This is a genomic window from Campylobacter sp. FU_497 (genome assembly GCF_025772425.1).
Lineage (GTDB): Bacteria > Campylobacterota > Campylobacteria > Campylobacterales > Campylobacteraceae > Campylobacter_D > Campylobacter_D lari_C.
This window is the reverse complement of the sequence record NZ_JAKMSC010000007.1, coordinates 19,687-33,045: the sequence shown is the minus strand read 5'-3', so window position 1 is coordinate 33,045 and position 13,359 is coordinate 19,687. Positions and strand designations below refer to the sequence as shown.

The following is a 13,359-nucleotide window of genomic DNA, read 5'->3' as shown; positions in this document are numbered from 1 at the left end:
CCATTTTATTTTGTAAGAAATTTTAATTTTATCTAAAATTTGCTAAAATAAACATTTAAACTTAGATTATAGAAGTTTTTATGGGAATTTTAGAGCAATTAGAGTTAGATTACGAGCTTGAAGAAATCGAGCGTTTTTTGTATTTTTTTAGAAGTCTTTGCGATGTTTTAGAGCCTTTGATAGTAAAGCTAAGCAGTGATAGCTCAAAATACAAAGAAGCTTTAAAAGACTTAGAACAAAATATCCACAATGTAGTTTGGGCTGCTAAAAGATTAAATTTAGATGAGATTGCAAATTTTTGCACATTTTGTGAGGAAATTATGCAAGAAGCAGCTAAATTTGATGGGCCTGCTAGCGATGAATTTGTGGATTGGATGTTTTTAGTGGGTGAGCAGCTTGATAGATATTGCAGTGATTATGAAAAAAATGCTTCTTTTTTAAGTGTATTTAATCCTCAAATTGCAAATGTTCCTGATAAAATTTCTAAATAATGGGGACGACTTGGCTTCGACAGGAGTAGAGTGGCCTTGGTGGCATGTCGCTTTGAGCAAAGCGTATAAAGCTCAAATTAAAATTAAACGCAAACAACGTTAAATTTGCTCCTGCTTACGCTAAAGCTGCGTAAGTTCAGTTGAGCCTGAATTTTAAGTGATACTATCTAGCTTAGAATTTGGTCATTTTTGATAGTGTAGATTGAAATCTGACAAGTTTTGATTGAAGTTAAAGTCTTAGTCTAGCTTGAAATTTTGGAAGGTGAGTTTGGCTAGATGAAATTTTCACCTTTGCTAAGCATGTAGATGCCGTGGTTGTTTTATTTTTGGACAGGGGTTCAATTCCCCTCGTCTCCACCAGTAATTAGTTTTTATTAGCTAGTGCATCTCTTATATCTATGACAAGATAAATTACAAAAAAGCTTAAAAATATCGCAACTAAAGATCCAATAAGTGTTACTAGACCTACTATAAATCCTAGAGTAAACATCAGCGCAATAGAATAAATAATCGCTATAATAAAGCTTAATGCAGCCGCTATATCAAGTATAGTTCTACCAAAATTTAAGATTAAATTTTTAATCATAATAGCTCCTTAATTAATAATAATTTATTAATTATAGAAAAATATAGTTTTAATTAATATAAAATTGTAGAATTATTTGAAGTTTAGATTTTCTTTGCAAGGCTATCCTTGCAAAGAATTTATATAAATAAAGAATTCACACTTTCATTATGATAAACTCTGCGTATTACCTCACCAAAGATAGGTGCTACGCTTAGGATTTTGATTTTATCCATTTGTTGTTTTAAAGGTATGGTGTCAGTTACTACTAGCTCATCAAGCGCATCTTTGGCTATTCTTTCATAAGCTACGCCACTAAGCACAGGGTGGGTACAGCAAGCTATAACTGACTTTGCACCTTTGCTTTTAAATACTTCAGCAGCTTTTACTATGGTTCCTGCTGTATCGATGATATCATCTACTAAAATCACTTCTTTATCTTTTACATCACCGATGACATTCATCACTTCGCTTTCATTAGCTTTTTCGCGTCTTTTATCTACTATAACTATATCAAGTCCTAAAGCTTTTGCCACGCTTCTAGCTCTTGCTATACCACCTATGTCAGGACTTGCGATGATAGGATTTTTGTAGTTTTTATTTTTAATATAATCATTAAAAATAATACTCCCATAAAGATTATCCACCGGTATATCAAAAAAGCCTTGAATTTGTCCAGCATGTAAGTCTATGGTAGCTACTCTATCCACACCAGCTGATTCTATAAGATTTGCTACTAATTTTGCAGTAATAGGCACCCTAGGACTTGCTTTTCTATCTTGTCTAGCATAACCAAAATAAGGGATGATAGCTGTGATAGAGCTTGCACTTGAGCGACGCAATGCATCTGTCATGATTAAAAGTTCCATTAGATTATCATTTGTTGGAGCGCAAGTACTTTGTATGATAAACACATCTTTACCACGTACGCTTTCATCTATTTGAATGCTAATTTCACCATCGCTAAAACGCTTCACACCTGCATTACTTAGAGGTAATGAAAGGTATTTTGAGATTTTTTTAGCAAATTCCTCATTTGCTGAACCAGAAAATATTTTATATCCACGCATATATAAGCCTTAGAAAGTTTTTTGTGATGATATAAAAATTTTTTTAAAAATACAATAAAACATATTAAAAGCCGTGTAATCTTTTTAAATCCGCATCAATAGGAAATTTATTTCCATCTTTATCTACGCTCACATAAGTTACTACAGCTGAAGTTACATGCATACAATACACACGGCCATATTCATTAGCTCTTTGAGTAACTACTTCTACTTCTACGGTGATAGAAGTATTACCTGCTTTGATTATTTTTGCATAGCAAGATACCAAATCACCTACGAAAATTGGCTCTTTAAAAATGATTTTATCTACCGCAACTGTGACAACTCTTTGTGGGGAAAGTTCTCTTGCGGCAATGGCTCCAGCTAGATCAATTTGTGACATGATCCAACCACCAAAGATATTACCAGCAGGGTTTGTATTGCTTGGCATAGCTATAACTCTTAGCTTAGGTTCTCCCATATCTTTCATACATTCTCCTTGTGTTTTAAAAAAAACATTATAATTAAGTTTTAAAAATAAAGAAAGGTAAAAAATGAATGATTTTAAGCAAATAGCAAAAATTGTGAAAAATAGGAAACAAAATATCAATAGTCTTTATAATATACTTCAAACTAATCAAAACCATCCTTTGATAGATAGAGCTTTAGAACTAGCTAATCTTGAAAATGAAAAAAGCAATGTTTTGGCAATGTTGCGTCGTTTGGTAGATTTAAAAGAGGAAAATTTAGTCCAAGAGCTTGAGAAAAAAGGTTTAAATGAAGAAGAAATTTCTCAAATAAAATATAAAGTTTTTTCTTTAGTAAGAGCCTTTTATGAAGTAGAACACCAAGATTTAATCGATGAGATTAAGAGTAAAAATTTACTTGATGAGTTTTATTTGGCTTTAGTTCAAGGTGTGCATAATATAGGTGTAGTTATGAATTCTTTTGAGCTTGTTTGGAGTAAGCAAATTTTAGATACAAATAATAAAATTTTAAAAGAACAATTTCCAAATTTAAGTGATGCTTTGGAGTTTTTAAAACAAAATGAGCTTTATCAGCTTAATCAAGATGGCGAAATTTGTGAAAGAAGCTATGGGGCTTTAGTTAAAATAGGAACACTTTGGAGATTTTTACCTTATGCAAAAGCTTTTGAAAATGAAGTTTTAAAGCTTGAATATGAGTTTGATAAACTTTTAGAAAAACTAAGAAATTGTGCGTTAGATGATGAAAAAAATGCTTATATTGACTATATAGAAAAATTAAAATTTGCTTTTTGTGAAAAAGATAATAATGAAGTGGTTAAAAAATGGCAAGAAGCAGAGCTTGCGTGGATGGAAGTAAAATGCCCATTACAAATTGGCCATCCTTTAGAGTACTATGAAGACTCTTATACGCATGCAGTAGCACTTGAGTGGGATATACGCTTAGAAGATGTGAGTGATTTTAATGCGAGTGAGTTTAAAGATAAAATCAAAGAAAGCTTTGCAATGGTGTATGCGAATTTAGATGAAGAAGATAAAGCTTTGTTTGATGAAGTGAATTTTAATCTTGAAAAAACTCAGCTTTATATTTGTATGCCTATGATTTTTTATGGAGCAGAGCTTAAGGGGCTTTTTTCTGCTCAAGTAGTGCCAAATGATGAGTATGTAAGCAATATAGCAGGAAAAAAGATCTTTGCTTTTTTAAATTATGTTTATGAAAATGCTAAAACCAAGCCTTTTATGAAGCTTTCTTCTATGGTATTTGAAAAAGAATTTTTAGATTATGGTAGAGAAATTTTATTTTACAATGAAAAATTATGGAAAAGAATTTATGAAGTTTCTACCATAGGTCATGAGTTTGGGCATATTTTCTTTGTGGCAAATGATAGCGAAAAGAAAATGAATGAAAGTGGTGTGTTTAAAAATATAGAAGAGTTTAAAGCTACTGCGGGTGGGCTTGTAAATTTCTTTTTGCATGAAGAAGATGACTTAAAGCTTCCTGTGTTTTATGAGCTTATTAAAAGGGCTATAGGATTGATTGCCTGGCAAAGAGTAGATGAGGTTAAGCCTTATTATACAGAAGGTTTGATTCATTTATCATTGTTGTTTAAATCAGGGGTGTTATCTTTTGCAAATGAGAAATTAAACATTAAATTTGATGAGGAGGCTTATGAAGCCTTTAAAGCTGTGTTTATGCAAAATTATTATAAGTTAGCAAGACATTATATGTTAAAAGAAGATGCTAAAAATTATTTAGATGAGTTTTGTGTTTTAGAAGATGAGGTGTTTTTACCACTTGATGAAGAGTGTAAGGAATTTGTAAAATACTACTATGAATTACACAAACTTTATGGTAATGAAATTGATGAAAGTGGAGAGTTTGAAAAATACTCTAATGTAAAATAAAATTTTACCAAGAAGAACTTAGCTTTCTTCTTGATATTTGCTATTTTCTAATGCTTTTTCCATATCTTTTTGCGTTTTTAAAATAGCTTTGCTAAAGCCATTTAGCACTGAAAATGGAGCAAATTGCGCCGCTCTTTTTTCTCTTGGCATTGGCGGGAATTGTTTTGATTTTTGATATTTTTTATCTATTATATCTTTATACTCATCATGCATTATGACCTCCTATTAAAGAAGTAATTTCTTTAGTTTCATTATCTAAGCTTGAAGCTTTTAAAATAGCTTTTTTACCAAATTTTTGTATGATTTGAAGTCTTGCTTTTTGGAGCTTTTCTTCTTTTTCAAGTTGATTTTTTTCTTGCAAAATTGCATTAAAATCACTAAATAAATTTAATTCTTGGAAATTTTCTTGTGCTTTATCTGTGATATTATTTAAACTTAGACTGATTTTTCTAATGCTTAAGTTTTTATCGCTGATTTTGCAAAAAAGTTCCAAGGATTTTTTATTGATGATTTTTAAAGAATGGGTAAAATTTTCTAAATTTATACTTCCATGAGCATTTTTAGGTATAGTTCTTCCATAATTATCTTTAGTAATAGCTCCTTTGTAAGAACCCAAAAAACTTGAATTTTCTAAATTGCTTTTATCATATTGTATATCTAGTGTGATATGGTTTGTTTTAAGGTTATTTTGTATAAGTTCAAGCACTAAATAATCCACAAGTTCTTTTAAAACTTTCATTGCTTGAGTGCTATCATATGCAAAGGGTAAAACCTTAGCCATGACTTTAGAGTGATTTTGTGATTTGTAGTTTTTAATATCTTTCATCGTGCAAGTTTCAATACCCCATGCATGATCGATTAATAATTCAGCATTAACACCAAAGTGTTTATAAAGCAAAGCTTCGTGTTTTAAAGAAAATCTTGCAAGATCTCCCATAGTATGAATGTTTAAATTTGCAAGTTTTAAGGCAATGCCTTTACCTATACGCCAAAAATCTTTTAAAGGTTTATGCTGCCATAATTTATATCTGTATAATTTTTCATCTAAAAAGGCTATAAGCAAGCCATTTTCATCTACTTGTTGTCTTTTAGCAAGTATATCCATGGCAATTTTAGCTAAGTATAAATTTGTGCCTATGCCTGCTGTTGCGGTGATTTTACTTGTATGTAAAATATCAAGTAAAACCTTAGTAAGTAACTCATAAGCTGATAGTTTGTATTTTTCAAGATAAGAACTAAGATCGATAAAAACTTCATCAATAGAGTATATATGGATATCTTTTGCATCAAAATACTTTAAATAAATGCTGTATATTTTTGTGCTAAATTCTATATAAGTTGCCATTCTAGGTTTAGCGATGATGTAATCTAGTTCTAAATTTAAATCATTTTCAAGTTCTAATGTATCAAAACTTTTAGCTTGAAAGCGGTGTTTTTGAGCTTGTTTTAATCTTTCTTGATTGATTGAGTGGATTTTTTGTTTAAACTCAAAAAGCCTTAGTCTGCCGGGTATATTGTAAGTTTTCAGCGCAGGCGAAACTGCTAGTATGATGGTTTTATCTGTTCTTGATTCATCTGCTACAATGAGATTAGTTGTTAAAGGATCTAGATTTCTTAAAACACATTCAGCTGAAGCGTAAAAAGATTTCAAATCAATAGAAGCATAAATTTTCATAGTATGTGAAGCTTGCCTTTAATTTATTATAATTATAACAGTAAAAATTATTAAAATAGATGAAAGGAAATGAATTTTATAAGGTGGCGGACAGAGAGGGATTTGAACCCTCGAGACCCGTTAAGATCTGCACCCTTAGCAGGGGTGTGGTTTCAGCCACTCACCCATCTGTCCATATTAAAAGGGAAAGTATATCTTATTGTTTATAAGATATACCTTAAATTTATACACTAAGATAAGCTATGATTAAAGTTATAACAAAACCAGCACCTAAAACTGCGATTTGTTTACCTCTGTCTTTACGTATAGCTATGATAGTGATTAAAAGTCCTGAAATATAAAGGATTATCATAGCAAGTGCAAAAGCTAGTCCAAGCACAGAAAAATACCACATACCTTTATCTTTATGAAGCAAAATCATATTTCCAAGTAAACTTCTTTCTTTTGTGATGATTTCATAATTGTTTTCATCTATTTTAATAATACTTACAGTATAGCTTATAGTGCCAAGCTCTATACCATCACCTTTTTTGTTAAGTTTTGGTTCTAAAGATGAAGGAAGTTTTAAGTTATTTTTCTTTAAAAAATCAATTAAAAATTCAGCTTCGGCACCTTCTTGGATAATGGCTTGAACTTTTTGACTTTGAATTTTAGCTCCACTTTCTCCATCAAAACCAGCTATATAGGCAAAACCAGTAACAGCATATAAAAATGCTAGTGGCAAGAAAAATAAGCTAATGTAAATGTGAATTTGTCTGAATAATTTGTTTTTATTCATTTTTAACTCCTTTTTTAAAAATAATGAAAAGTATATTATTAAAAAATGAAGTGAAAATAAAATTTAATCTTTTTTAAATTTACGGGCTAGGGTAAAAAAGCTTCGAATGATTCCATAAAGTACATATAAACTTGCGACGATTAACGCACTTTCTAAAAAATACAAATAAAGCATTGAAAATAAGATTACTAAAAGGATTAACACTTTTAAAACATTTGCGCGTTTTAAATCGATTTTTTTAAAGCTTGGATATCTTATATTGCTTACCATTAAAAAAGCTAAAAGCATTTGAATGCATACTATCATCAAAGAAAAATCACGCAAAAAATCATAATATAAATAAGCACTTACCCATAAAGCGCTTACAACTGCTGCTGTTGGTATAGGAAGTCCTATAAAAACTGAAGGTTCATAAGTACCTGTGGTAACATTAAATCTTGCTAAGCGTATGGCACCAAAAACTACAAATAAACCTGCTATTAAGGAGCCAAAACGACCATATTCATAACCTATGCTCATATAAAAAAGCATAGCAGGTGCTACGCCAAAGGCTATTAGATCTGCTAGTGAGTCAAACTCAACTCCAAATTTAGAAGTTGAATTTGTAGCTCTTGCAACGCGTCCATCTAAACCATCACAAATTAATGATAAAATGATATAAATTAATGCTTTATCAAAATTTTGATTAATAGAAGCAATCACTGAAATAATGCCCAAAAATATTGAAGCAGCTGTAAAAAGATTAGGTAAAATATAAATTAGTTTAAAATTCATGGATTTAAATACCCTATCAATGCACCAATGCGTACTTTGTCATTTTCATTTACGCAAATTCTAGTATCTTTTGGAAGCAATAAACTCACACTACCATCAAACATAAAACCTATATTTTGTCCATGGTTTAAATGATGACCAAAATCATCAATATGAGCTTTTCTATTTAAAGCGCCAAAAATGATGCGTAATGCCCATTGTTTGCCTTTGGAGCGTGCTAAAAATAGCATTCTTTCACCCATTAAATTTGTATTTTTCATAAATGGACATAAAAAAAGTCCGTGTCTTAGTCTAGTTTCTTCTATATCCATATCAAGTGGAGCTATGATGTTGCCTTGATGAATGATATTGTTTATAATTTGCACTTCTATACATTCGCCAAGCTCTTTATATGAGCTTGTTTTAATGCTTTTTATTTTTCCTTCTATGGGAGCTATGATAGTATTTGGATCTGCTATATAATCGATTTTACTAGTTCTAAAAAGACAAGCAAAAAGTATAAAAATACACCATAAAAGCCAAGAAAATCCCCATATAAATTGAGCTATTGCAAAAACTATAGCTAGAACTATGAGTAAATTCCAGCCTGCCTTTGCAATAAAATTTGTTTTCATTAGTTATCCTTAGTAGCTTCTTGCTCTTTTTCTTCTAAGCGCGTTGGAAGATTATTTTCTTCTTCATAATTTTTAATAATCTCTCTTACTTTAGCACCATCAATAGTTTCTTCTTCATAGAGTGCTTGTACCATTACTTCTATAGCACCGCTATAAGTTTTTAAAATTTCTTTTACACCCGCGTAGCGTTCATCTAAGGTTTTCTTCACATACTCATCTAAATCTTGAGCCATTTTATCAGAATAATCTTTGATAGTTTGTCCGCCACTTAAGAATGTATTTCTTTGTTTTTCAAGCACCATTAAACCTGCGATTTCACTCATACCATACATAGAAATCATAGCTTTTATGATATCAGTTGCGCGTTCAAGGTCATTGCTTGCACCAGTTGAAATTTCTTTAATGAAAATTTCTTCAGCTGCACGCCCACCTAAAAGTACATCAACTTCAGCTAAAAGCTCGTGTTTTTGCATTAAAAATTTATTTTCTTCAGGAGTATTGAGTGTATATCCTAAAGCTGCTAAACCGCGCGGTATAACAGAAACTTTACTTACTTTTTTGACACCTTTTGTGGTTTCAGCGATTAAGGCATGGCCACATTCATGATAAGTTACGATTTTTTTCTCTTTATCATTAATTCTACGTGATTTTTTCTCAAGTCCTGCTATGGCTCTTTCTACCGCTTCAACTAAGTCTTTTTGTTCTACATGTTTTTTAGAATCCCTACCTGCAAGTAAAGCTGCTTCGTTAATGATATTTGCTAAATCAGCACCCGCAAGTCCTGCTGTTAATCTTGCAATATCTTCTACTTTTACTTCAGGCGAAATTTTAACATCTTTCATATGAACTTTTAAAATATCACATCTGCCTTTAAAATCAGGCTTATCTACTAAAACTTGTCTATCAAAACGTCCCGGTCTAAGTAATGCTGCATCAAGTACTTCAGGACGGTTTGTCGCTGCTAGTACGATTACTGGTGAGCTTTCAGTACCAAAGCCATCCATTTCTGCTAGAAGTTGATTTAAAGTTTGCTCTCTTTCATCGTTTCCACCCATCATGCCACTTGCGGCACGTGATTTACCTATAGCATCGATTTCATCTATAAATACAATAGCTGGAGCTTCTTTTTTAGCATTTTCAAATAAATCTCTAACCCTACTAGCACCAACACCCACAAACATTTCTATAAAAGATGAACCTGAGACGCTAAAAAATGGTACATCAGCTTCGCCCGCTACTGCTTTTGCAAGTAAAGTTTTACCTGTACCTGGAGGACCTACAAGCAAAAGTCCTTTTGGAATTTTTGCCCCAAGATTGATATATCTTTCAGGATATTTTAGAAAATCAACTATTTCTTTAACTTCTTCTTTTGCTTCCTCAACACCTGCAACATCATTGAATTTAACTTTTGGTTTTTCTGAATTTACAAGTTTTTTAGAGCTTCCTATACCAAGTATGGATCCGCCCATATTTTTTTGCATACGAGAGGCTAAAAACATCCATATACCAAAGAAAATAAATACCGGTAAAACCCAAGAAAGCAAGATATCTATAAACCAATTACTTTCATTAAAAGCTCCATAAGAAACGCCTTTTGAATCAAGTAAAGGCACAAAAGTAGCATCATTTGGAACTTTTTTAGTAATATATACCATATTTCCTGCTTTAGACACTGCTTTTATGGTAGTTTGGCCTATATTAACTTGGGCAATTTGATTGTTTTCAATTAAAGTTTTTAATTCAGAATAAGTAACTTTTTTGGTATTTTCTCCACCCATAATACCCATGCTACCATCATCTGAAAATCCTTTAAATAAAAGAATCATCACAATGGCAAAAATAGCGAAAATAAAAATAGGATTTTTATTAAAAAAGCTATTATTGCTTGGATTATCTTTTGGTTCGTTTGGTTTTTTATTCATTATTTTATTTCCTTTTTGTAAGCTAAACTCAACCACTCTCCTTTGTGTTTGCATTCTAACAAAGTTAAATCTTTGAATTTATCTTTAATTCTTTCTTCATATTTGTTTAAAATACCAGATAAGATTAAAATTCCACCTTCTTTGGTTTTTTCTTTAAGATCTTTTTCTAGTATGATTAAAATATCAGCAATGATATTTGCTACAACTATATCATATTTATGTAAGCTTTTATTAATAGAACCTACCCAAATATCGTCAAAGTTAACTTGGTTTAATTTTGCATTTTCCTTGCTTGCAACTATGGCTAGTTCATCTGTATCGCAAGCTTGTACTTTAGCTCCAAGCTTTGCCATGATGATACTTAAAATCCCACTTCCACAGCCTACATCTAAACAAAATTTGGAATCATCTGTGTATTTTTGTAAAAATTCTATGCAAGTATAAGTACTTTCGTGATGTCCTGAGCCAAAAGCTAGGGCAGGATCTATAATGATATTGATTTTATCTTGCATAGGTTTTTGCCAAGTGGTATGAATGTGAATATTGTCAATAGTTAAAGCTTGTATGCCTTTTTTATACTCTTCTATCCAGTTTTTATTTTCTTTTTTTTCTAAAGTAGAATGAAAATAAATCTTAGTGTTAAATTTTTCACATAATTTTTGATGAAAATTTTGTAAGGCTATTTGAATGAGTTCTATATCTTCTTCTGATCGTATATAAATGCCATCGTTTTTTTCTTCTATGGCGTCTATATCTAGAGAAAAAATAAGATCAAGGAATAAATCTAAATATTCCTTGTCTGTTTGAAAAAAAAGTTCGTAATAATGTGTTTGCATAAAAACTTATAATTAGCCTTCGTTTGTTCCTAAAACATCTTCAAGTTTTTCTTTTAATACTTGAGGTGTAAAAGGTTTTACGATATAGTTATTTACACCTGCTTTTAAGGCTGTAATAACTTCTGCCTTACCACCTTCTGTAGTTACCATGATAATAGGCATATCAGCATATTTTTCTTCTGCTCTCACTTTTTTTACTAATTCTAAGCCATTCATTTCAGGCATATTCCAGTCGGTAATTAAAATTTTAATATCATCATTTTGTGAAAGTAAATCCCAAGCTTCAACTCCATGTTCAGCTTCTAAAACATCTTTATGACCTAATCTTACAAGAGTGTTTTTGATTATTCTTCTCATGGTAGAACTATCATCAACTACTAATAACTTCACTTTTTTTCCTTTATTTCGATGTAATTACATAAGTGTAATTGTATCGTTTTTATTTTTATTAATCAATTAAAAGTATATATTATACCATTTTAAAATAAAATTAGAATTTAATCACTCTCCATTTTTGTTATGATTAAACTCAGGCACAATTTCCTTTAAAACTTTTGCAGGATCTGTGCTTTGGAGTAATTTTTCTATTTCTTGATTTAAAATTTTCAAATCTTTAATTTCGCTAGTGGTAACAAAAATACTTTCATATTGAGTTTTTAAATCATCTTCATGGATTAAAAGTTCTTCATAAAGTTTTTCACCTTTTCTAAGTCCGGTGATTTTAATTTCTAATTTTTTATTAGAAAGCAAAAGCATTTTTTTAGCTAAATCCATGATTTTAACAGGCTCACCCATATCAAGTACAAATAATTCTCCGCCTTTTGCAATAGCCGCAGCTTGTAAAACAAGTTGCACAGCCTCATCTACTAGCATAAAATAACGCACTATATCAGGATGAGTAAGAGTAAGTGGCTCATTAGCTGCAATTTGAGCTTTAAATTTAGGTATAACGCTTCCACTTGAACCTAAAACATTACCAAAACGTACACAAGCTACTTCAAAATTTTCACAACTTGAACTTAGCGCATAAAGCTCACAAATTCTTTTTGTACAACCCATGATATTAGTTGGTCTTACAGCTTTATCAGTGCTTATCATAACAAATTTAGCAACCTTGTAAGTTTTTGCAAGATCGATTAAATTTTTAGTACCTATGATATTATTTAAAATAGCTGAGTGTGGATTTTGCTCACACAAAGGCACGTGTTTATAAGCTGCTGCATGCAAAATCAAATCTATGTTTTTTTCTTGTAAAAGTTTTTCTAGAGCCTCTTTGTCTAATATACTCATCATAATAGGCTCGATTTTTTCTTTATGCAAGCTTAATTCTTCATTGATTTTATATAAATTATACTCACTATGATCAAGCATGATTAAATGTTTTGCACCAAATTTAATGCATTGTTTACAAAGCTCGCTTCCTATAGTCCCACCAGCCCCACTAACTAAAACTACCTTATCTTTGATAAAATCAATCACGCAAGCATTATCTAAATCTTTTGGCTTGCGCGCTAATAAATCTTCAATGCTTATATCTCTTGCTTCATTTTGTGTAAAAGAAAAAAGTTTTATATCATTAATCCCATAAGCAATAAGCTCATCAAAAAGCTTTTTGAGTTCTTCTTGCTCAAGTTTTAAAGCAATGATAGCAGTATGAATACCTTCAGCGGTATATTTTCTAATAGCTTCTTTTTCTTCAACTATAAATTTATCACAATAAGTACCTATTAAATTTTTACGCTCATCTACCACAGCTACAGGGAAAAGCCCTAAGCTTCCTTCTTTGGCTCCTTTTAATAAATGTAAAGCCTTTGAAGTGGCACCAACTACTATACAAGGATGTTCTTCATTATATTTTGGCTTTCTAAAATCAACTATCATTCTTTTGCTTATACGCAAACTTCCAATTAGCATACAAGATAAAACAAAGTCTATCCCTATAACGCTTCTTGGAAAAGGATTAAAAAAATCATCATAAAAATAATAAATTGCTAAAAATACAAGTTCAGCTAAAGCTAAAGCGATAACTAATTTACGTGCCTCATTAAGTGAGAAAAATCTCCAAGCAACTTGATAAATTTTAAAAAAAGCTAGAAAAATGATTTTAAGTAAAATCAAAATCACAGCACTTTTAAACATACCTTCATAAAATTCACTTGGGATGTCTGCGCTAAAGCGTAAAGAAAAAGACAAATAAATACTTATAACAAAAAGTAAAATATCAGCGCCTAGGAAAAATCCTAAGCGTTTGCTTTTATAATCCAT

General features: G+C 30.9%; 14 protein-coding genes, 1 tRNA gene and 1 other RNA gene. 3 read left to right on the top strand and 13 right to left on the bottom strand.

The annotated features are described in order from the left end of the window. Nucleotides 1-80: 80 nt before the first annotated feature. Together L8W68_RS04320 and ssrA are read left to right on the top strand one after the other, a co-directional pair. Nucleotides 81-491 (top strand): hypothetical protein, encoded by a 411-nt coding sequence (locus L8W68_RS04320; RefSeq protein WP_039619086.1) that lies wholly within the window; start codon nt 81-83, stop codon nt 489-491. 1 nt (nt 492) lies between these two features. Beyond that, nucleotides 493-851: a transfer-messenger RNA gene (gene ssrA, locus L8W68_RS04315) on the top strand. A gap of 4 nt (nt 852-855) precedes the next feature. Here ssrA and L8W68_RS04310 read toward each other — a convergent pair. The 3 genes from L8W68_RS04310 to L8W68_RS04300 all read right to left on the bottom strand — a co-directional run bounded on the left by L8W68_RS04310 (nt 856) and on the right by L8W68_RS04300 (nt 2,595). Continuing rightward, the gene (locus tag L8W68_RS04310; RefSeq protein ID WP_263675123.1) at nt 856-1,077 is read right to left on the bottom strand and encodes a hypothetical protein; all 222 of its coding nucleotides are present in this window, start codon (nt 1,075-1,077) and stop codon (nt 856-858) included. A gap of 119 nt (nt 1,078-1,196) precedes the next feature. Continuing rightward, nucleotides 1,197-2,126, bottom strand: coding sequence for a ribose-phosphate pyrophosphokinase (locus tag L8W68_RS04305; protein ID WP_263675122.1), 930 nt, complete (start codon nt 2,124-2,126; stop codon nt 1,197-1,199). A 64-nt stretch (nt 2,127-2,190) separates the two neighbouring features. Continuing rightward, nucleotides 2,191-2,595 (bottom strand): acyl-CoA thioesterase, encoded by a 405-nt coding sequence (locus L8W68_RS04300; RefSeq protein ID WP_039619080.1) that lies wholly within the window; start codon nt 2,593-2,595, stop codon nt 2,191-2,193. A gap of 64 nt (nt 2,596-2,659) precedes the next feature. On the opposite strand from L8W68_RS04300, the gene ciaB reads away from it, so the two are divergent. Next, nucleotides 2,660-4,495 carry an invasion protein CiaB gene (gene ciaB, locus L8W68_RS04295; protein ID WP_263675121.1) on the top strand — a complete coding sequence of 612 codons (1,836 nt, stop codon included), beginning with the start codon at nt 2,660-2,662 and terminating at the stop codon, nt 4,493-4,495. Between the two features lie 18 nt (nt 4,496-4,513). On the opposite strand, the gene L8W68_RS04290 is transcribed toward ciaB, so the two are convergent. From L8W68_RS04290 to pglF, 10 genes are all read right to left on the bottom strand, one after another. Continuing rightward, the gene (locus tag L8W68_RS04290) at nt 4,514-4,708 is read right to left on the bottom strand and encodes a hypothetical protein (protein WP_087690067.1); all 195 of its coding nucleotides are present in this window, start codon (nt 4,706-4,708) and stop codon (nt 4,514-4,516) included. Continuing rightward, nucleotides 4,701-6,170, bottom strand: a complete 1,470-nt coding sequence (locus L8W68_RS04285) for a DNA methylase (RefSeq protein WP_263675120.1) — start codon at nt 6,168-6,170, stop codon at nt 4,701-4,703. The genes L8W68_RS04290 and L8W68_RS04285 overlap by 8 nt, the downstream gene beginning before the upstream one ends. Nucleotides 6,171-6,254: 84 nt before the next feature. Next, nucleotides 6,255-6,344, bottom strand: a tRNA-Ser gene (locus L8W68_RS04280). Nucleotides 6,345-6,393: 49 nt separating this feature from the next. After that, complete coding sequence (locus L8W68_RS04275) at nt 6,394-6,948, bottom strand: PepSY-associated TM helix domain-containing protein (protein WP_263675119.1); 555 nt, start codon at nt 6,946-6,948, stop codon at nt 6,394-6,396. A gap of 63 nt (nt 6,949-7,011) precedes the next feature. Further along, complete coding sequence (gene pssA, locus L8W68_RS04270; protein ID WP_173787723.1) at nt 7,012-7,722, bottom strand: CDP-diacylglycerol--serine O-phosphatidyltransferase; 711 nt, start codon at nt 7,720-7,722, stop codon at nt 7,012-7,014. Beyond that, nucleotides 7,719-8,336 carry a phosphatidylserine decarboxylase gene (locus L8W68_RS04265; protein WP_087699227.1) on the bottom strand — a complete coding sequence of 206 codons (618 nt, stop codon included), beginning with the start codon at nt 8,334-8,336 and terminating at the stop codon, nt 7,719-7,721. Before L8W68_RS04265 ends, pssA begins: the two co-directional genes overlap by 4 nt. After that, nucleotides 8,336-10,258 carry an ATP-dependent zinc metalloprotease FtsH gene (ftsH, locus tag L8W68_RS04260; RefSeq protein ID WP_263675118.1) on the bottom strand — a complete coding sequence of 641 codons (1,923 nt, stop codon included), beginning with the start codon at nt 10,256-10,258 and terminating at the stop codon, nt 8,336-8,338. The genes L8W68_RS04265 and ftsH overlap by 1 nt, the downstream gene beginning before the upstream one ends. Next, nucleotides 10,258-11,094, bottom strand: coding sequence for a 50S ribosomal protein L11 methyltransferase (locus tag L8W68_RS04255; RefSeq protein WP_263675117.1), 837 nt, complete (start codon nt 11,092-11,094; stop codon nt 10,258-10,260). Before L8W68_RS04255 ends, ftsH begins: the two co-directional genes overlap by 1 nt. A gap of 12 nt (nt 11,095-11,106) precedes the next feature. After that, nucleotides 11,107-11,484, bottom strand: a complete 378-nt coding sequence (locus L8W68_RS04250; protein WP_039619063.1) for a chemotaxis response regulator CheY — start codon at nt 11,482-11,484, stop codon at nt 11,107-11,109. Between the two features lie 111 nt (nt 11,485-11,595). Next, complete coding sequence (pglF, locus tag L8W68_RS04245; RefSeq protein ID WP_263675116.1) at nt 11,596-13,359, bottom strand: UDP-N-acetylglucosamine 4,6-dehydratase (configuration-retaining); 1,764 nt, start codon at nt 13,357-13,359, stop codon at nt 11,596-11,598.